The organism is Dyadobacter sp. HNCC25DJ187 (assembly GCF_056895255.1).
In genome coordinates, this window is sequence record NZ_JBXHAT010000001.1 from 247,939 (window position 1) to 267,457 (window position 19,519).

Consider the following 19,519-nt stretch of genomic DNA (forward strand, 5'->3'; position numbering starts at 1 on the left):
ATAGGTGCCATGAGCGACATATAGACAGGCATTGTTGCGAATAAATCATTATTCATTACAGATAATTCATTATGAAGATCATAAAGGCTTCCTTGGCGGACCTATCCATTGTGCTTAACATCGCCAGGGATACGTTTTTTGAAACATTCCGTGAGCATAATAGCGATTCGGATATGGCTCAATACGCAGATTTGAATCTGACCGAAGAAAAGATCGAAAGTGAATTGCTAAACATCAATTCTGAATTTTACCTCGCGGTTGAGGAGGACGAGGTATTGGGATATTTGAAAGTCAATTCAGGATCGGAGCAAACTGAACTCCAGGATAGACATGCATTGGAAATTGAACGTATCTACGTCAAAAAGGAATGTCAAGGAAAGAGGGTGGGGCAGGAGGTCTATGTAAAAGCACTTGAAGTCGCCCGCCTGAAAGGTTTGTCGTACATATGGCTGGGTGTATGGGAGCAGAATCAAAGAGCCATTCGCTTCTATGAAAAGAACGGATTTATTGCTTTTGACAGACACATTTTTAAATTGGGCTCAGACGAGCAGGTTGATGTAATGATGAAAAAACAGCTCCTTTTTTGACTGAGCGATCCTGAGTAAAGTAGAAATAAATGTATATGATCCTTCCGGGTATTTATATCTGCTTGCTGATAAGGCTCGACGTATAGACATATGGAAGGAATGTCTGCGCTCCACTTTTGACTTGCCTAAATCAATAAGCGTTTCAGCTGAATTTACTCCATTTAGTTGTACAATTGATTCTGCCTACCTTAACTCTTCATGGAATACCATGATTTTCATAGACAACTTAGTTTCAAATCATTATATCAGCTATCTTTCGCGCCTCATTCAGAAGCCTAGGTTCAGGTGATCACTTGAATACCATTTTTTGTGAAGTAAATGTGTATAAAGTGATTTTCCCCCGACAACATCATTAAGTTTCCGTTGTCTCTGGTAATTGATCTTTTTAGAATTATTTACGGTTTAAATTTTGTTGAATAGTAGTTCGGCGTCAGTAAGGAAATTTCGAACCTGTCATCTATTACCCGATGTGACTTCAAAGTATTTCTATTGTATGAATCATCAACTTAAACCGATTTGCATTTCAGTCTAATCAATTCTCAATCCATACTCGTTAAAATGAACAATCACATTCAAGATATTCTCAATCTGGCCAGGCAATTCAAATCACAACTTTTTTGTGTATTGGCTACCGGCCATTGCTATCCGGTCGAACAAATTGAGCACGAACACCTCCATTTTACATGGATAATGTCGAAAGCAGACCAGGGGTATCACATAAGAATCGATTCTGATGACTTTGTTTCCTATCTGCTATGTCTTTCAGACGACCAGGCTGATCCGGTTAGAAGAAGATTAATGCAGATCTAATAAGCATGAGGTCGATTCGGTACGATATTTTCTGACTTCTTGTAAAATTCATTTAGTCATGAAAACGAGTCATCACGAAGGTAATTCTGAGCAGATTCCCAATCCGGGTTATACTAATAAAAGAATTCCTTCGGTTCTGTCCAACGAGATCCATAAGGCCCTTTCGTTTTACCCTGAACTTGCCCAAACGCCTATTAATTTTAGATTTCGCCAGCGAATCAAGGGATCTGTCATGCAGGCTCAGCCAGTGATTCGCTCATTTTTTACTAAGCAACGAGCCTATCAAATTAATATCAGTGCCCTTTTCAGACTTACCCATGCTGCAGAGCCAATTCATCAATTGCCTCCGGATATACTCGTAGGCTGGATTGGCCATGAACTGGGACACATCATGGATTATGAAAGCAGGAGTGTTTGGGGTATGATGCGTTTCGGAATTGGCTACTTAATTTCGCCACGATACGTAAGAAAAGCTGAGCGAGTGGCTGACACCTATGCCGTTAATCACGGCTTGGGCAAATACATTATCGCCACAAAACATTATATTCTCGATCACACATCACTTCCCGACAAGTACAAGCAAAAGATTGCACGCCTGTACTTGTCTCCTGACGACATTGTAGAACAGATCACAAAGCTTGAACAGCAACGCATCGACTCAAAGACGACTGGATATGAATAAGTCCAGTTGTTCAAAATCCTCCTGTTTCATTACCCTGGGTATTTTCACTTGCCCACCTTTTTTCTTGGTTTCCTCACTCCATTGGTGAAAGATATGTTCTGGAACCAAACGGACCTGAACGTCATGAAGAGCGCGGGTACGGGCCACTGCGTAGTTCTTACTTCTCTCTTTTAAAGCGGCATCAAGTACTTCTGCCACTTTAAAAGCATCCTGGTTTTCATCGCAGCCTAAAAATATTTTTAATGTAAATTGATCCTGCTCATGAACTGTTGCAGCAACATACTCTTTCACACATACGTCAAAGTGTTGCTCCAGTACAGAAAGAGCCTCATTTATTTGTGTTACCGATAGTTGTTCACCTGCTACATTGAGATAATGTTTGGTACGGCCTGTAATTTTTATCTCTGCCCTGGCCTTGTCTGTGATCATGACGGTGTCGCCGATCATATACCGCCAAGTACCGGAAACGGTTGATATCAGTAATACGTATTCCACATTTTCTTCTGCATCGGCAAGCGCATGTACAATTCCCCCTTCTTTAACCAATCCATCTTCATCCACATTATCCGAATTAAATGGTACGAATTCGTAGAAAATGCCATTGTCCGGAAATAGCGCCATGGCGGAGGTGTCAGGGCGTTTTTGAATCGCTATAAAACCTTCGGATGCCAGATAGGTATCAATGTATATAAGCGGATGCGCAAACAGTTTCTCTAAACTTTTACGATAAGGTTCAAACGCTACACCACCTGTTGTATACACCATCAGATTAGGCCATATCTGATGAATATTGTCCAACTTATGGTATCGGATAATCTCTTTGAGCATCAGCTCTATCCAAGCCGGAATTCCAGACAGGCATCCTATATCCCATTTCGGAGCCTGTTCAGCAATCGCCTTTATCTTTTGATCAAAATCAGTAATAGAGGCAATTTCTGCACCAGGTTTGTAGAACCCATTGAACCAGGCAGGTAAGTTTGATGCACTTATTCCGCTGATTTCCCCTTCAAGAAAATCGTCCTTCTTGATTAGATTTGTACTACTTCCAAGCATTAAAATCTGCTTTGTAAAGAATTCTCCGGGCAAATTGAATGCTGAAATATTAGTGATTTCAGATATTCCCGCATTTCGGATACAGGTAAGCATATCTTCCGTAACGGGTATATGCTTGTTACTGCTGGTGGTGCCGCTACTCACAGCGAAGTATTGCTGTCCTCCCGGCCAGGTTACATTCTGATGCCCTTTCATCAGATATTGCCACCATTCGGAGTTCAGTTTATCATAGTCATGAACCGGTACCTTTTTCTGGAATTCAGAAATCAGGTTTGGACTATTTAAAATATCAGAGAAATGATAAGCTTTGCCAAAGGCAGTCAATTTTGCTTTCTCCAATAGTTTTCTCAGTACATTTTCCTGGGCTTCCACTGCATCAGGCTCAGAAATAATTTTGCCTGTGATATCGAGTGCTCTTTTAATCAGATCACCAATTACTGCCATTGTCGCTATAAAGTTAGATGATATTGCCTGTCCGATAAAATTGTGCCAGATCGTTTACACAACAGCATACTGGTTGGGCGTTATGCGCAATATGCCATCAGTAAAAGTTATGTTGTAGTAAAAACATGGAAATATCAACCCTATCGCATTAATTGAACGTTGGAATGAGAGTGAGGTTAGGATTCAGATATAGATAGGGGTGTGCCTGAGTTAGCAGGTTTAATGTGAAGACATGATGATTCAAACAATGCTCATTTTCGATTGGCAAGAAAGTTTTGAGAAATCAGTTGGTAAAAAGGCAATGTAATATTCCGAAAATTTGTTTCGGAAAAGGCCAGGGTGATCAACGCCCGTATCTTTACATTCCCAATTTTGAACTAACTCAAATCAACAAAAGTACATTGTGATGGAAAAAGTTAAATTCGGGCAAACAGATCTGCATATAGCACCTATCAATTTGGGTGGTAATGTTTTTGGATGGACACTCAACGAAACGCAATCATTTGAAATTCTGGATGAATTTGTCGGCAATGGATTCAATTTCGTTGATACGGCTGATACTTACTCATTTTGGGCAGATGGCAACACGGGTGGCGAATCTGAAACCATTATAGGAAAGTGGCTTAAAGCAAGAGGCAATCGCTCGGACATCGTAATTGCAACAAAGGTAGGATTTGAAAATGGGAAACGACCGGCAGATATCAGTAAGGCGACGATTCTCTCAACTGTAGAAGAATCATTAAAGAGGCTACAAACTGATTACATCGATCTCTATTACACCCATAAAGATGATGGCGTAACCCCGGTGGAAGAAACTTTGGAAGCGCATCACCAATTGGTGAAGGAGGGAAAAGTCCGCGCGATTGGGGCTTCCAATTTGAGTACAGAGAATTTGATAGCGTCCATTGAATATGCGAAGCAAAACGGGATTTCATCCTATCAGGTTTATCAGCCGCTTTACAATCTGGTAGAGCGTAAAGAGTTTGAGAAGGAGTATGCACCGATTATTTCGAAGTATGATCTGGCTGTTTTACCCTACTATTCGTTAGCCTCCGGTTTTTTGACTGGTAAGTATCGATCAGAAGCGGACCTGGGTAAAAGCCAGCGAGGTGGGGGAGCCCAAAAGTATCTGAATCCAAAAGGAATGGGCGTAATAGGGGCACTAGATAAGGTCGCAGACAAACACAACACTATACCGGCGACCATTGCACTAGCGTGGTTGCTGACACGACCCAATGTTGCTGCGCCTATTGCAAGTGCTACGTCCATTGAACAATTGAAGGCGATTACTGCTGCGGTGGAGATTAAGCTGGATGATCAGGATATTGCTTTGCTACATGGTGCCAGCAGCTATGAGTAGGATGTAGGTGTCAATTATTCAAAATGAGGAGATGCGCTTCTTTATTGATCTGCATCTCTTCATGTTAAAATGATTTGGCGCTCAATTCATCAAACCGAAATCGGTAGCCATCTTAATCACCGTTGCCGTGTTGGGTACACCAAACTTTTCCATCAGGTTTTTACGATGGCTTTCAACCGTATGTGTGCTGATGAACAGCGCCCCTGCAATCTGCTGGGTTGTGTAGCCCTTTCCTATAAGCTGAAGAATCTCCTTTTCGCGGCGCGTTAATCGGGGGATTTCTTTTAGATCACTACTTTCATTGCTACTTAAGACTTTCTGTGAACCCTGACATAAAAATATCTGTCCGTTCATTGCTGCATGTAGTGCACCGATTATATCTTCTCCGATGGCATTTTTTAAAACATATGCACTTGCTCCGCTTTGTAACATACCCATAATGACCGTCTTTTCATTATGTACACTAAGTGCGACTATCTTCACCTGTGGGTGTTTAAGCTTTACCTTCTGACACAGTGAGATACCATTGATATCAGGCAGATTGACATCCATCAGCATGACGTCCGGCACATTTTCATTTAAGGCCTCCAGCATAGGTTCTCCCAGGTCATACATGCCTGTTACTTCTATGTCAGGTTTCGTCTCCAGCAGGTTTTTCAAGCCTTCAAGAACAATAGGGTGATCATCTATGATAAATACTTTCATAAGTTATATGCTGCATTCTACAGTAATCGTTGTACCGCTGCCCGGAGTAGACTGGATATCAAATGATGCATTGAGAAAATCCGCTCGTGCTTTCACGTTGCTTAGACCCGCTCCGTTTTTAGTATTGGGTTTGGTTGTATCAAATCCCTTACCATCGTCTTCTACAGTGACAAAAAGATTGTCTCCGCTTTGCTGAATGATTACAAGAATCTGAGAAGCTGCAGCATGTTTTACTGCATTATTAACCAGTTCCTGTATGATTCTGTAAAATACAACCTGTTTTTCCTGAGACAAAGTGTCTTTGTAATTAAATACCTGACACACCAGATTTACGCCTGTTTCTTTCAGACTTTTACAAAATTCTTTCGTTGCTTCCGCAAGCCCGTATTTCATCAGAATTTCAGGCATCAGACTTCGTGCAATCCTCCGAAGCTCGTTCACTGCATCATCAAGGTGGGACAATGTTCGGTTGATACCTTGATTGACTTGCTGAACAGGTTGATGCGAAACCTGTGAAAGTTCGATCTTAATACTACTCAAAAGACCACCGAGGCCGTCGTGCAGGTCGCGCGCAAGGCGTGTTCGTTCCTGTTCCTGTCCTTCCAGCATAGCCGAAAGCATAGAAATGCGATGATCCTGTTTAATCTTTTGTAATTCAAGATCATGCAACTGCTTTTGTTGTTGCCAGAGTCGCTTATTGTTTCTGTAAAATAGCAGCACAAGGATTGTAACAGCTGCGAGAAACAAACACACTACAGCCAGCAACCAATTGACCAACCTATTATTCTTAATCGCCAGTATTGCTTTTTCATTTTTAGCCTGCAGCTGATAAATCTGTTTTTCTTTTTCAGCGGACTGATAACGGGTTTCGGTTTCTGCAATATCTGCTTTGATGCGATGTTCATTGGCGCTATCAGCTAGTACGGAATACTTATGCAACCAATTATAAGCAGATTTTAAATCACCTAACTTTTCGGAGGTTTGCGCAAGCTCATAATAGTAAAGCATGCGGTTTTTATGATGCGGATATATTTCTTCCTGCGCCGTCAGATCTTTGAGAAGCAGAAACGCTTTTTTGTAATTACCCATGGCTTTATAGGTAAAATACTTTTGAAGTGATATACTATGAACATCATATGGCCTTTTAAGACGTGTAGCGATTGCTATACCTTTATCAAAACTTTTAAATGCCTGATTGTACTGCATGAGCCGTGAATAATACATTCCTTCCACCATATAAAGGTCCGTCAAATACGCGGACTCAGCGTCTGTCGCCAGTATAGCCAGTGCGCTATCAAGCATTGGTTTTACTGGCGGATAATCTTTCAGATAGATGTAGTTTTTAGCACCGAAGACGTATGCGTCCACCAGTTCCAGTGATCTGGAACCTGAAGCTTCCAGTATGGATATAGCTTGCTTGAAATATTTTTCGGCTTTAGAATAGTCAAGTTGATTAGAAAATATGATCCCCAGATTTTGATAATTTCTAGCCACTCTGATACTATCACCAGCCTGTACCGCCAGTGGTATTGAATGATCAATCAGTACCTGCACATACTTCTTTTCATTATCCTGCCTTTGATGCAGGGCTCCGTAATTGGCCCAACAGCGTGACCGGTATACCAAAGCCTCCTTTGTTTTAAAATTTCTGAGCAGTCGCTCGGCTTGCATATATTCCGACTGGCTCTTTTCATAATCAAATTCAAAAAAGACACCTGCTCTGTAAAAATGGGCAAGTGCCTGGTAATAGGGATTTTTTTTTGCAACTCCAGCCGCCTGATCCACATAACGAAACGCCAGCGTGGTGTCTTTATCACTATAATAATCAGATAATAAAAAAAGTGTCTTTATTCTCGCAGTGTCTGACTGACTACGGTTGATCAGAACTCGTAAACTATCGGCATAGGGAACGGTTCCAACCGAACTTTGCGAAAAGCCGGATTGGAACCGTGTCAGCATTAACATGCTGATTATCAAAATAATTTTTAAATATCTCAAAGTTGCATCAGTTTTAAACTGCTATAAGCTGGTTATTTAAAGCAGGTGCTACAAGTCCGTTTCTGTGGGTAACTGAATGTCCTTGATCATTTGTCCGTCCCAGACTGCCGGCGAATCTCTCAACGGCTTCGATGAGAGGAACTGGCTGGTCAAAGGAGCAGATGTTCTGGCATTCGGTGCTGTTGCAATACCCATTTCCTTCAAAGCAGCATTTAGAAGTGTCTCATTTTCGTCTCCAAAAACCTTATATGGCAACAAGTTGTCCTCAACACGTTTATCCGGATTAATTCCGTCCGAAGTTCCGTAATCAGACTTTCCGTTTGCATTAACAGTTTGACCCAGCATTATATATAAACCGTAATTCCACCTTTTTTTCTCATCTCCCAACAGTGTTCCAAATAGATTCTTGCCAGCTGTATGATCACCGATTGTTATGACGTTCATGTGTGGACGCAGTCCGTTAATGATTAATTCGCTGGCCGAAGCAGTACCCTTCGAGGTCAGTACAAATATCCTGCCCAATTGTGATCCGACATTACTTTGCTCATTCGAGAACCTGTATGTCAAGGCATCTGCTCCGTTCTTTTGTTCCCAGTATTTGATGTATTTGTCGTTCCACTGCTCTTTATAAAAAACCTTGGAAGGTGAATTATTACTCACGATCAGTGATCCCAGCGTAACCGCCGAACTCATATAACCACCACCATTCAGTCTTAGATCCAGCACCAATTCATTGATACCAGATGACTTAAAATCCGCAAAGATATTCCTGAGTTCATTATCATACTGCTCCTTATTCGAATCAGTTCCGGGTACAAACTGGGTGTAGACTAAATAACCCACTTTTTTGTTGCCCTTTGCGATAATCTTATGATAAGCAATAGGATTCTCCGTAATTTCGGCTTTGGTAATACTGATTGTTTTACTGTCGTCAGGTTCAACATGATTGCCAGCAACGATTCCTAGATTCACACGAATGGTCTCCGAACTACTTAGCAGATTGTTGTAGTTACTTTCTGTAAGTATTGTTCCATTCACTTTGGTGATGATATCTCCACGCTTTAATCCGGCTTTTTCCGCCGGGCTCGTTTTCGAAACATGGCTTAAAAAAGCACCCACGTTGGTTCTGCCAGCATCGGTGAATGCGATCATATAATGTATTCCGAATACTTTACTGACGCCGTTAAATTGCTTTTGTACTGCCTCGATGTTGTCTGTGATCATAGAGAACCGATCATGCGATGACCTGCGGTATACCAGCTTTTCAAAATATTCTGCCGGATCTTGCGATACGTCGGTTTTACTTTTAGCTGGCATCTGGTCATACCAGAAATAACCATCATTCATAAGCTGATAGGTCCAGTCATTAACCGATTGTTTATTTGCATTGAGATTATCACCTATTGTTTTGATATCTTCCAACCCACATGATACAGAAACAAGTGTAAGTAATGCAATAATGAAAAGATTGAATTTTTGAAGCGCTTTCATGATTTCCGGATTTATTTGAAACATGTACTCTTATTTACTGTGGCTTGTATATGCGGCTGATCAGATTATCAATAATATAGGACCGCATTCGGGAATAAAATGTATCCAGGTTTTCCAGATACCGATGGTAGAAGTAGCTGAGAATCAATCCTAAAAACAATGCAATAAAGGTTGTATCGAAGGATACGTTTAAGCTTTGCGTGATAAGTGGCATTCCTTCTTCCGTTTTGGCCAGATGGAAAAGCCCAATTGCCGCTGCCAGGTGTAGTATCGTACCAATAAATCCCAGGGACGCAATCGCACTAATCAGGAATCTGGCTATTTCGAGACGGCCTTCCAGCTCAGTTTTGCTGTTGTCTATCTGAGCATTGAGAACCTGAAGGGTTTCACCAATGGATTGATTATTACGGTACTGCGTACATGCCCTTTTTACGAAATCGGTCAGCAAATAGCTTAATCCATGTTTCTCCAGGTCAATTACATTCAGTTTGATTTTGGCCACTTCCTCAGGTGAAAGAATCAATTGATCCTGAACAGGCAAGAGATTTAGCTTAAATCCTTCGTTTTGTTTTTTAATATACTTTTGATAATCAAGAACTTCTAACAGGCCAAATATGAATGCTGTGTAGATTACAGCATGAACATATCCTCCGAATGAGCCTCCGAACGCCTCAAAGAAACGTTTGAATCCTGGTCCCGATGACATAGACGTCAGCAGAATAAGCGCAAACCAGATCATAACAGCTGCCACAATACTGATTGCAAGATGAAAAAGTCGTTTACTGGTAATCATTGATGATATGCTTTAGGTGATCCTTGCACTAAGTTTAGTTTTTGATGAGCTGGAAATCGCCGTTGTCGGGTAGAGTGACCGTGCCTAACAATACTCTTTCTGCACCCAATTGTAATGTTCCTGAGAATGGCTCTCCCTTTTCTTCTCCCGATTCACTTTTCGAGTAAACCAAGCCACGCACGTGTACCGAAGTATTGTTCTTACTACTTTCCTTGAAACGTGCGTAAATCTTGTATTCGCCAGGGATAATCTTGTCAAACTGACGTACAGCTTCCTGGGTGGTTCGGAGATCGCTGCCAAAAAATTTAGTTTTTGATTTTCCGCTGTCCCATTGGCCTATATCACGTATTTCCCGCGCACCTCCTGAAACGCATTTACTTCCCTTGCAGACAAATAAATCTACATTGTCTGCAATATCCGGCCAACTGACTTCAAATGAAACCTTACAGGGCACACCAGGCGGATCTCCCAGGTATTTGCTACGCTTCATCTCTTCAGGGCTAGCCGGTGCCGGCTTACTGATTGCTGAATCTGGTTTATCCTTTTTATCCTGAATTGATGTATTTGTGGCAATGGTTCGTGCATTCACACGCTCCTGATTATCCTCACATTCAGGGCAGACAGGACACTCTTCAAGTCCTGGTAGTGCGCGATAGTCCGCCAAAACTACCAGAAGCGTATCTCCCGGCTTTTTGTTTCTCAAACTGTCGTGAATAGTAGCAAAGAACTGGCGCTGAAGCGTGTCGTATGACATGGCAAGCTGCTGCTTGCCGGATGGCGATGAGCCACCTTTTGGCACGGCGATGAAAAGGAATATGACAGCTCCAAGTGCTCCGCAAATCACGTCTAGAAACGAAATGTTGAAAATCTGAGGTTCGCGATTTCTGGCCATATAGCAAATGATTTGACGTATGATTTAGCCCGTTTTCCGATCACGTCTGAAAGGGTTTTGTTCCTCTCCCGTGTGATGTTGCCGGGATTGTTTGGTTTGTGGGAAACGACATTCGGGACATCTGTGTAGATCGGAACCGATATGATTTCCGCAATTGATGCACATAATCGTGTCTATGGCCGCATTTCCGGATTCCCTATCAGGTGTTACAGTGAAATCGCCCGGTATCCGGCATTGCGTGCAGATCGTAACGTGCTGCTGATGTATACAGCCACAGTTATTGCAAATCAGCATAGCAAAGTTGGTTAGTACTTGTCTGAGAAAGTGAAGTGGTGGGTATAACTCACGCCCAGGATGGTGGAGACGTTCATCACCTTTCCATTGATACCTCGCGCCTGGGCGTTACGTTCGTTTATTGCGTTAAAGCCCAAGTCCCACATGATATTAACCCCTAGTTTGCCTTTTTCTCCCACACGCATCAACACGCCGGGACCTAGCATAAAGCCGGGTTGAAACCTGCGATATGTATTATTAATACCTTTACCAAAGTTTATTGTACCCGACCGGCTTTCAGATCCGACGTTAGCAACCTCCAGCTCCAAACGTGAATTTCCTGAAAGACCGATGTTGAAGGTAGGACCTGCAGAAGCAACCAGACCGAACTTTTCACCAAAAAATTGATAACGGAAAAGAAGGGGAATATTAATAAAAGAAGTGTTTTCCCTGGCTTTCAGATAACCTACGTAATTGTTATCAAGACGGTAGTTATCCGTTTCAGACTTGGTCCCTTTTTGTATAAAGCTGATTCCGGAAACAACAGCCATTTTTCCAAATTCTGCTCCGAAAACGACGCCTCCGTTCAGGCCTGGTTTAGCACTGGAAGAAGTCCAGGTATTAGCGTAGTCTCCTGCATAGCTGTAAAGCGAAAGATTTCCGCCGCCCATTCCTCCGACAAAAACGGAGGCATTTTGGGCCGAGGCCAGAAAGGTGTGTGTGTATAGCATGATCAGTGTGAGAATCAGTGTCTTTTTCATAGTCGTTAAGTTTAAAGGTGTGTTTTGAATGAGTAATAATTGGTTTTGCAAAGTTGGTACATAGCGCATCACGACACTATCCCTGAAAACAGCCATTTTAAGGATCGCAAAAAATGGCTGTTTTCAGGGATAGATTTTGAATTCACGCATGCCGAGCTTTGTATCACATCAAACCATCACCACTATGAAAAACATAATGATCGTCCTCATGCTCGCACTTCCGGTAATGACCTTCGCGCAAGATCAGTCGCTAAAAAAAGGAAGCGCTGTTTATATTGAAGCAAATAAAAGCGATGTAGGACAAAGTGCTGCACAGGAACTGGCGGGATCACTCAAAGAATGGGGTTATTGGAAAGTAGCCGGTTCAAAATCATCGGCGGACTTCGTGTTGAAACTCGACAGTAAAGTCTCGGGTGGGGTAACCTGGACTTCCTGGGGAGGTAAATCTGTTGCTTTAAGTGCATCGCTATTGGACAAAGGTGGCGAACAGCTCTGGCAATCCGAATACTACAAAGCAAGTCCAAACGGAGCTAATGGATACAATTCTCAGTCAGCATCTGTCAGAAAACTGACCAAAGCGTTGAAAAAGAAGTTTGATCGGTAAGAAGGATTAAATATCAACATTGTTGGGAGTACCTGTAAGATATGCAGGTACTCCTCTTTTTTTGAACCCAATGTGGGCGACTCCTGTACCGAACCCTATCCAGTATAGTCTTATTCATATCTGATCCTATCATTTATATTTAAATAATACAACTTTTCCTTAATCGTATTCCGAATTTGTAATATTTTGGTTTACTAATGATTGTGTCTTTTTTACACTTTCTTTTGTTTTGGTATACCTTACGATTGCTTCCGCAATCGTTCCCGGTAACGTGTGCAGAAATAAAAATGTCAAAATACTTGTAACCATACGAAAGCGTAAATAGACTTGAAATGAGTTTTAATTGTACTTTAACAACGGAGAACTCTGGTATTATAGGAATATTTATATTTTAAATAGCGCGATTGTATGACCCGACAAATTCTACTTGTTTTGCTACTGCTGGGAGCTTCTCTTAGTACAATGGCACAGAATCGTCAGCTGACTGGGGCAGTCAGGGATGGCGTATCGAAGGAACCGCTTCCTGGAGTGTCTGTTCTGATCAGCGGTACCACTGATGGTAGCATTACTGACGAACAGGGAAAGTTTACACTTAAAGTGCCTAACTCCGGCGGGGCAGTCGTGATCAGCTACGTTGGATTTGTGGCGAGGACCATTGAGGTCGGCAATCAGACAAACCTTGAAGTAGAACTTGAGGCGGATGTAAAGGCACTGGAAGATGTGGTCGTAATCGGTTATGGTGAACAAAAGAAGTCGCACCTGACCGGCGCCGTAGCCACTGTCAATATGAAAGAAGTCGACGAACTTCCTGTAGGTGATATCACTTCGGCGTTGGTGGGTAAATTGCCCGGTGTTAATATTTCCGGAGGAACCTCGCGTCCGGGAAATCAGGCATCAATCGTGATCCGAAATCCACCAGCTGCGTCCAAAGACGGTGGTAGCAGTGCTCCCTTGTATGTAATAGATGACGTGGTGAGAACAGAAGCAGATTTCAGGCTGCTGGATGCATCAGAGATTGAAAGCTTTTCCATCCTCAAAGATGGCGCTGCCGCTGTATATGGGGCGCGGGCAGCATTGGGGGTTATTGTAGTCAGAACGAAAAGAGGGAAATCAGGAAAGCCCCAAATCAGTTACAGTGGAACGGTAGGAGCATCCGATGCTACCTACAAGTCAAAGATGATGGATGGTTACCAGCTTGCTACTTATCTGAACAATTACAATACCACACGAGGATTGCAACCGGATAATCAGGAATTCTATTCAGCAGATGAGCTGGAACATTTCCGGAACAATAACTACAACTGGTTCGACATGGCCTGGAAGCCTTCCATGAATACGCGCCACACCATCAATATCAGTGGAGGATCAGAAAGGGCAACATTTTTTGCAGGTGCAACTTATTTTGCGCAGGATGGCAATGTGGATAACATCAGTTATAAAAAATGGAACTTCAGAGCCAGCACTGATGTAAAGTTGACCGACAACCTGAAAGCCGGACTCGGTCTCAGTGGTAATTTGTCCGACAATAGGCTTTTCTATCTTAAACAAGGAGGAGAGAATGTGGAAAGGGATATTACAAACCTTTTAAATACACCACAATTCATACCACCTTATGTTGATGGTCTGCCTGTCCTCTTGCCCGGAGGTTCTGGTGCAACGGGTTTCCATTTCTTTGAAGGTCAGCGCTTGAATAACTACACCCGTTCGAGAAACGTGGTATTGAATGTAAACGCTTACCTGGAATACAGCATGCCTTTTATCCAGGGTTTGAAAGCGCGTTTGGTATATAATAAAAACCTGGGGAACGACTGGGGAAAACAGTTTGGAACTTACTATAAAGCTTATAGTTTTTCTATGCTCGGAACCAATCGCCATATTTATGGTGGAACGCCTAACGCTCCGGCCAGGCTGAAAAATGCAGATATGGTTCGGTTCAATCCGGGTTATAATGAATCCTATCAGCTGAATTTTAATTTAAATTATGCCAGGGATTTCGGTAAACACTCGGTAGGTGCACTGGCTGTGATTGAGCAATCTGAAACTTACTCGGAAAGTATTGCCACTTCCAAAGAAGGAATATTCGAAGGAGGTAATGATTACCTGATGTCGGCTTTGGGTGTGAAGGATATTGGTCCCAATCTCGCCAACGAAGCGGGTGTGCTCTCTTACGTAGGAAGAGTGAATTACAGCTATGCTGACAAGTATCTCTTTGAATTCTCATTCCGCAGAGATGCCTCTACAAAATTCGCCCCGGAATACCGGTGGGGGACATTTCCAAGTTTTTCAGCAGGGTGGGTGATTTCCCATGAAAATTTCTTCAAGGACAAATTACACGTCATCGATTTCCTTAAAATCCGGGCGTCAATTGGTTTCCTTGGTGGAGATCGTACTGCCAACTGGCAATGGATGCAGCGATACACACCTCAGGCTTCAAATGGAGCAGTTTTCGGTGGAAACAGCGATCGGACAGTGGGTATCAAACTGGAAAAGCTACCCAACTACATGGGGCGCTGGGATGATGTAACCAAGAAAAATATAGGACTTGATGCTACATTTCTCAAGAACAGATTATCTGCCGGTTTTGATTTTTTTCATGACCACGGCTATAATTTACTAACCACTTTATCTGCTTCTGCACCCCTCACAATCGGATCGGCAATGCCTGCTGAAAACTATGCAATCATCAATTCTTTCGGTACTGAGATTTCTTTAAGCTGGAAAAGCCAGCTTGGTAAGCACGCAGGATACAACGTAGGAGGTTATTTGGGGTGGAATGACAGCAAAAATGTCTACGTGGATGTTGAGGCTCTTAATGCAGGCAGCTGGCGTGATCCGAATGGTCAGTCTGGCGACAGAGGGGTGATGGGTTATCACTATGAGGGCATGTTCCGTTCGCAGTCAGATGTGGATGCATACCTGGAAAACAATCCTGGTTATACCATTTTCGGGCAGGCTCCCAAGCCGGGAATGCTTTATTACAGGGATATCCGGGGACCACGTGCAGCTGATGGCACCTACGCTGATCCGGATGGTAAAATCACCGAGGATGACCTGGATTGGCTCACACACAAAGAAAATAATCATTACAATTTTGGTTTTTCTTTGGGCTTTAATTTCAAAGGGTTTAGTGTAGATGTGGTTACTGCCGGTTCGTTTGATGGTCAGGCGGTAGTGGAAGGCGATGCCAGAAGAAGAGCCACTACGCAAATGTCACGTCCGGTATTCTGGGCTGATCATTATACTCCAGAGAATACGTCTGCAGCTTATCCGGATCCATTTTATGAGGATACCTATTCTGTTATTTCTTCATTCTGGTTCCGCAACGCGCTTTCATTCCGAATGAGAAGTTTTAATGTAGCCTACTCATTAAATCAGAATATCGCCAAAAAGCTGGGTGTCTCATCTCTGAAAGTTTACGCTGTAGCCATGAATCCTGTCAATTTCTTTAATCCATATGATTACAAGGATGCCGGAGGTAATTACAATACATATCCTGTACTCAGAACGTTGTCTCTCGGACTTAACCTATCACTATAAAATATTCATTGTATGAAAATGCGTCCTATTTTTACCATATGTATCGCAGCAGCACTTTTGGGTTGTAAGGACATTCTGGACAAAACCGATCTTTCCGCATTCAATGAAGAGCAGGTTTTTAACGATTCGCTATTAGCCAGAGCATACGTTGATTATATCTATGATCAGAATTTACCAGTATGGCCAACCGGGGATTTTTTGAAATGTACAGATGAAATAGCCGGAGAAACGCGCTTTTTCGAAGGTACAGTGCAATTGAATACAGTTACCGATTTTGGTACGGCTGTAAACGCCACCAACAATTACGGTAAGATCCGCTCAATAAATCAATTCTTAGTGAAACTTCCTGAGGGTTCGCTTAGCGATAGATATAAAAAGGAGCTACTTGCTCAGAGTACCTTCTTTCGGGCGCATCGATACTATGATCTGGTGCGACTCTATGGAGGTGTTCCCCTTGTAGTAGAACCTCTAGCGGGAGTGGGTAATGAGGCAAAAGACGATGCGGCCTATCCACGAAGCACCACATCACAAAGTATAGCGCAAATCGTCAAAGATCTGGATTACAGTATTGCAAACCTGCCGGGCAGATGGGATAATGTAAATGATTGGGGAAGAATTACGAGTGGAGCCGCCGCTGCGTACAAAGGACGTATTCTTTTGAACTGGGCCAGTCCGCAGTTTAATCCAACGGATCTTGCAGACCGCTGGCAAACAGCCTATGATGCAAACAAACAAGCCATCGAATTGCTGAGCGCCAATGGTTTCAAACTTCATTCCAGCTTTAAAAATCTTTGGTTTGAAGAAGCCAATAATCCCGAGGCAGTCTGGGTAACCTGTTACAACAATAAGGTTGGTGATCAGATCAGTAAAAACCAGGGATGGGACAACAGCACTCGTCCTTCCTACTTGGGAACATCAGGAGGATCTAACCAGCCTACATGGGAAATTACACAAGCTTTTCCTATGAAAAATGGAAAGAGAATCAATGAAACAGGCTCGGGGTATTCGGAAAAACTGTTCTACAAAAACCGTGATCCCCGTTTCAATGAAACCATTGCTTTTAATGGTGCAACATGGCACATCAATGGAAACGTCAATTACAGGTTATGGACGTATCTGGTTGATAACAAGACTGTAGAACCCAGAGCAACTACTACAGGTTTTTATACAAGAAAAGCAATTGATCCCAATCTTGCGAGCGGTGCAGTACTCAATAGCGGAAACGACTGGATCGAACTACGCTATGCGGAAGTATTGCTTAATGCAGCAGAGGCAGCCACCGGAATCAACAGGTTGGACGAAGCCTATGAGCACCTATCTGCTATTCGCAAACGTGCTGGTATAGAGCCCGGAGCCGATGGACTTTATGGTCTTAAACCTGCCATGAGTCGCGCAGAAATGTTCGAAGCTGTGCTGTACGAACGCCAGATTGAGCTTGCTTTTGAGGGAAAAAGGTTCTGGGACCTTCGCCGATGGAAAAAGTTTGAAACAGTACTAAACGGAAAAAGAAGGAACGGGGTAGATGTTAAACTGAAGACGAGTGCCATCTCAGCAGCAGAATTTGCCGCTCAAAGGGACGCTATGAATCTGGATTCGGCCTACAGTAAATATTTTGACATCACACCGAGGGTTCTGGATACCAAATATGCAATTAAATGGTTGCCCGAATACTATTATTTTGCTATTCCCCCGGCAGCTCTGGTCAATAATCCAAGGCTGATTCAGACCACCGGATGGCCATCCGGAACCTTTGATCCTTTGAAATAATACAGCTATCATCCGTTGACAAAGACAAATTACTCAAAATTCATCAAGTTTATTTTACTGAAATGAAACGATACAAAATCTCCTGTTACGCACTTGCACTTACACTATTTATGAATCTGGAAAGCCGGGCACAGTATCCGAAAATTCCTCGGGACGCTCAAAAAACGAGTGATTCGCTTCTGGCTGAAGCAGGTCGACAATCAGACATTGCGTGGCAGAAGGCATGGCCAATTATCCAGCATGATGCAAAAAATGGCAAACCTTATATTCCATGGGCCGCCCGTCCGGTCGATTTACCACAGTCGGATATACCTGCATTTCCCGGAGCTGAGGGTGGAGGAGCATACAGTTTCGGCGGAAGAAACGGTAAAGTATATGTGGTTAAAAGTTTGGAAGATAGTGGTCCTGGCACACTGCGTGATGCCTGTGAGCAGGGTGGGGCACGCATCATTGTATTCAATGTAGCCGGCATTATCCGCCTGAAAACACCGCTCATTATTCGTGCTCCTTACATTACTATTGCCGGACAAACTGCTCCCGGTGATGGTGTATGCGTTGCAGGTGAAACGGTTTGGATCAATACACATGATGTCGTGATTCGTCATATGCGTTTCAGAAGGGGAGAAACCTTTGTCGGACGAAGAGACGATTCTATTGGTGGAAATCCGGTAGGTAATATTATGATCGATCATGTGTCGGCCAGCTGGGGACTGGATGAGAACATGTCGATTTACCGGCATATGTATAACGACAGCACCGGCGCCGCCGAACAAAAACTTCCGACAGTCAACATCACCATTCAGAACTCAATTTTTTCAGAAACCCTCGATACCTGGAATCATTCGTTTGGTAGCACGCTCGGAGGCGAAAACTGTACGTTCATGCGTAATTTGTGGGCTAATAATGCAGGACGAAATCCATCCATCGGTTGGTACGGAATATTCAACTTCACCAACAATGTGATCTTCAACTGGGTGCACCGCTCGATAGACGGGGGCGATTACAGGGCGATGTATAACATTATCAATAATTACTTCAAACCAGGACCACAAACGCCGAAAGATTCACCCATTGGCTATCGGATCATTAAGCCGGAATCGGGGAGGAGTAAACTGGATCATCTCGTTTTCGGAAGGGCTTATGTACATGGAAATATCATGGAGGGCGTTGAGCGCGTAACGAAAGACAATTGGGATGGTGGGGTACAAGTGGAAAGTTTGCCTAATACAGGACCTTACCGCGAACTCATGAAATGGGATAAACCACTGCCCATGCCGGAATTTCCGATTATGTCAGCCAAAGAATCTTTCACTTTCGTACTGGACAATGCCGGTGCTACGCTTCCTAAAAGAGATGCTGTAGACGAACGCGTAACCAAACAGGTGAGAACAGGACAGATCAATCCTATCGCCGGAGTTAAATTGCCTGAAACCCAGTTTGAGCACAGACGATTGCCCATCGATTCTTATAAAAATGGGATCATTACAGATATAGCACAGGTGGGAGGCTACCCTGATTACCAAGGGACACCTTACAAGGACTCAGATGATGACGGTATGCCCGACGAGTGGGAAATGAAGTACGGTCTGAACCCTAAAGATGCCTCCGACGCACAGAAGGATATGAGCGGTGACGGCTATTCCAATATTGAAAAGTACATTAATGGCATCGATCCGAAAAAGAAAGTCGACTGGACAAATCGCAAAAACAACCGTGACACACTTGCTTCTGCTGAGAGGTCAAAAGGGAAAAAATAGAATTG

At 43.1% G+C, this 19,519-nt stretch carries 16 protein-coding genes; 9 read left to right on the forward strand and 7 right to left on the reverse strand.

Annotation, left to right across the window (positions count from 1 at the left end; all coding sequences use genetic code 11):
* The first annotated feature begins 71 nt into the window (after window positions 1-71).
* The 3 genes from AC1XUE_RS00960 (at window position 72) to AC1XUE_RS00970 (ending at window position 2,079) form a co-directional block, all read left to right on the forward strand.
* Complete coding sequence (locus tag AC1XUE_RS00960; RefSeq protein WP_483354053.1) at window positions 72-587, forward strand: GNAT family N-acetyltransferase; 516 nt, start codon at window positions 72-74, stop codon at window positions 585-587.
* A 558-nt stretch (window positions 588-1,145) separates the two neighbouring features.
* On the forward strand, window positions 1,146-1,397 hold the full coding sequence (locus AC1XUE_RS00965) for a hypothetical protein (RefSeq protein WP_483354054.1): 252 nt from the start codon (window positions 1,146-1,148) through the stop codon (window positions 1,395-1,397).
* A gap of 58 nt (window positions 1,398-1,455) precedes the next feature.
* Window positions 1,456-2,079 (forward strand): hypothetical protein, encoded by a 624-nt coding sequence (locus AC1XUE_RS00970; protein ID WP_483354055.1) that lies wholly within the window; start codon window positions 1,456-1,458, stop codon window positions 2,077-2,079.
* Here AC1XUE_RS00970 and AC1XUE_RS00975 read toward each other — a convergent pair.
* A complete protein-coding gene (locus AC1XUE_RS00975) occupies window positions 2,056-3,576 on the reverse strand; it encodes a GH3 family acyl-acid amido synthetase (protein WP_483354056.1) in 1,521 nt (506 codons plus the stop codon). The genes AC1XUE_RS00970 and AC1XUE_RS00975 overlap by 24 nt on opposite strands.
* A 406-nt stretch (window positions 3,577-3,982) precedes the next feature.
* On the opposite strand from AC1XUE_RS00975, the gene AC1XUE_RS00980 reads away from it, so the two are divergent.
* Window positions 3,983-4,936, forward strand: coding sequence for an aldo/keto reductase (locus AC1XUE_RS00980; protein WP_483354057.1), 954 nt, complete (start codon window positions 3,983-3,985; stop codon window positions 4,934-4,936).
* Between the two features lie 81 nt (window positions 4,937-5,017).
* On the opposite strand, the gene AC1XUE_RS00985 is transcribed toward AC1XUE_RS00980, so the two are convergent.
* From AC1XUE_RS00985 to AC1XUE_RS01005, 5 genes are all read right to left on the reverse strand, one after another.
* Window positions 5,018-5,641, reverse strand: a complete 624-nt coding sequence (locus AC1XUE_RS00985) for a response regulator (RefSeq protein WP_483354058.1) — start codon at window positions 5,639-5,641, stop codon at window positions 5,018-5,020.
* A gap of 3 nt (window positions 5,642-5,644) precedes the next feature.
* Window positions 5,645-7,600, reverse strand: coding sequence for an ATP-binding protein (locus tag AC1XUE_RS00990; RefSeq protein WP_483354059.1), 1,956 nt, complete (start codon window positions 7,598-7,600; stop codon window positions 5,645-5,647).
* 87 nt (window positions 7,601-7,687) lie between these two features.
* Window positions 7,688-9,130 carry a S41 family peptidase gene (locus AC1XUE_RS00995; protein WP_483354060.1) on the reverse strand — a complete coding sequence of 481 codons (1,443 nt, stop codon included), beginning with the start codon at window positions 9,128-9,130 and terminating at the stop codon, window positions 7,688-7,690.
* Window positions 9,131-9,164: 34 nt separating this feature from the next.
* Window positions 9,165-9,923: a MotA/TolQ/ExbB proton channel family protein gene (locus tag AC1XUE_RS01000; protein ID WP_483354061.1), complete on the reverse strand. Its 759-nt coding sequence runs from the start codon at window positions 9,921-9,923 to the stop codon at window positions 9,165-9,167.
* Window positions 9,924-9,957: 34 nt separating this feature from the next.
* Window positions 9,958-10,815 (reverse strand): hypothetical protein, encoded by an 858-nt coding sequence (locus AC1XUE_RS01005; RefSeq protein WP_483354062.1) that lies wholly within the window; start codon window positions 10,813-10,815, stop codon window positions 9,958-9,960.
* A 141-nt stretch (window positions 10,816-10,956) separates the two neighbouring features.
* Here AC1XUE_RS01005 and AC1XUE_RS01010 point away from each other — a divergent pair, with 141 nt between their 5' ends.
* Window positions 10,957-11,124: a hypothetical protein gene (locus AC1XUE_RS01010; protein WP_483354063.1), complete on the forward strand. Its 168-nt coding sequence runs from the start codon at window positions 10,957-10,959 to the stop codon at window positions 11,122-11,124.
* Here the strand turns inward: AC1XUE_RS01010 and AC1XUE_RS01015 are convergent.
* Window positions 11,121-11,849 carry an outer membrane beta-barrel protein gene (locus AC1XUE_RS01015; protein ID WP_483354064.1) on the reverse strand — a complete coding sequence of 243 codons (729 nt, stop codon included), beginning with the start codon at window positions 11,847-11,849 and terminating at the stop codon, window positions 11,121-11,123. The two genes, AC1XUE_RS01010 and AC1XUE_RS01015, sit on opposite strands and share 4 nt — an antisense overlap.
* Window positions 11,850-12,033: 184 nt before the next feature.
* On the opposite strand from AC1XUE_RS01015, the gene AC1XUE_RS01020 reads away from it, so the two are divergent.
* The 4 genes from AC1XUE_RS01020 (at window position 12,034) to AC1XUE_RS01035 (ending at window position 19,514) form a co-directional block, all read left to right on the forward strand.
* A complete protein-coding gene (locus AC1XUE_RS01020) occupies window positions 12,034-12,453 on the forward strand; it encodes a hypothetical protein (protein ID WP_483354065.1) in 420 nt (139 codons plus the stop codon).
* Window positions 12,454-12,861: 408 nt separating this feature from the next.
* Window positions 12,862-15,990: a SusC/RagA family TonB-linked outer membrane protein gene (locus AC1XUE_RS01025; RefSeq protein WP_483354066.1), complete on the forward strand. Its 3,129-nt coding sequence runs from the start codon at window positions 12,862-12,864 to the stop codon at window positions 15,988-15,990.
* Window positions 15,991-16,002: 12 nt separating this feature from the next.
* Window positions 16,003-17,757: a RagB/SusD family nutrient uptake outer membrane protein gene (locus tag AC1XUE_RS01030; protein ID WP_483354067.1), complete on the forward strand. Its 1,755-nt coding sequence runs from the start codon at window positions 16,003-16,005 to the stop codon at window positions 17,755-17,757.
* A 62-nt stretch (window positions 17,758-17,819) separates the two neighbouring features.
* Window positions 17,820-19,514, forward strand: a complete 1,695-nt coding sequence (locus AC1XUE_RS01035; RefSeq protein WP_483354068.1) for a pectate lyase family protein — start codon at window positions 17,820-17,822, stop codon at window positions 19,512-19,514.
* Window positions 19,515-19,519: the final 5 nt, after the last annotated feature.

Bases quoted from the DNA above. Each gene is read 5' to 3' on its own strand.
- AC1XUE_RS00960 (WP_483354053.1), top strand. From the start codon at position 72: ATGAAGATCATAAAGGCTTCCTTGGCGGACCTATCCATTGTGCTTAAC.
- AC1XUE_RS00965 (WP_483354054.1), top strand. From the start codon at position 1,146: ATGAACAATCACATTCAAGATATTCTCAATCTGGCCAGGCAATTCAAA.
- AC1XUE_RS00970 (WP_483354055.1), top strand. From the start codon at position 1,456: ATGAAAACGAGTCATCACGAAGGTAATTCTGAGCAGATTCCCAATCCG.
- AC1XUE_RS00975 (WP_483354056.1), bottom strand. From the start codon at position 3,576: ATGGCAGTAATTGGTGATCTGATTAAAAGAGCACTCGATATCACAGGC.
- AC1XUE_RS00980 (WP_483354057.1), top strand. From the start codon at position 3,983: ATGGAAAAAGTTAAATTCGGGCAAACAGATCTGCATATAGCACCTATC.
- AC1XUE_RS00985 (WP_483354058.1), bottom strand. From the start codon at position 5,641: ATGAAAGTATTTATCATAGATGATCACCCTATTGTTCTTGAAGGCTTG.
- AC1XUE_RS00990 (WP_483354059.1), bottom strand. From the start codon at position 7,600: ATGCTGACACGGTTCCAATCCGGCTTTTCGCAAAGTTCGGTTGGAACC.
- AC1XUE_RS00995 (WP_483354060.1), bottom strand. From the start codon at position 9,130: ATGAAAGCGCTTCAAAAATTCAATCTTTTCATTATTGCATTACTTACA.
- AC1XUE_RS01000 (WP_483354061.1), bottom strand. From the start codon at position 9,923: ATGATTACCAGTAAACGACTTTTTCATCTTGCAATCAGTATTGTGGCA.
- AC1XUE_RS01005 (WP_483354062.1), bottom strand. From the start codon at position 10,815: ATGGCCAGAAATCGCGAACCTCAGATTTTCAACATTTCGTTTCTAGAC.
- AC1XUE_RS01010 (WP_483354063.1), top strand. From the start codon at position 10,957: ATGATTTCCGCAATTGATGCACATAATCGTGTCTATGGCCGCATTTCC.
- AC1XUE_RS01015 (WP_483354064.1), bottom strand. From the start codon at position 11,849: ATGAAAAAGACACTGATTCTCACACTGATCATGCTATACACACACACC.
- AC1XUE_RS01020 (WP_483354065.1), top strand. From the start codon at position 12,034: ATGAAAAACATAATGATCGTCCTCATGCTCGCACTTCCGGTAATGACC.
- AC1XUE_RS01025 (WP_483354066.1), top strand. From the start codon at position 12,862: ATGACCCGACAAATTCTACTTGTTTTGCTACTGCTGGGAGCTTCTCTT.
- AC1XUE_RS01030 (WP_483354067.1), top strand. From the start codon at position 16,003: ATGAAAATGCGTCCTATTTTTACCATATGTATCGCAGCAGCACTTTTG.
- AC1XUE_RS01035 (WP_483354068.1), top strand. From the start codon at position 17,820: ATGAAACGATACAAAATCTCCTGTTACGCACTTGCACTTACACTATTT.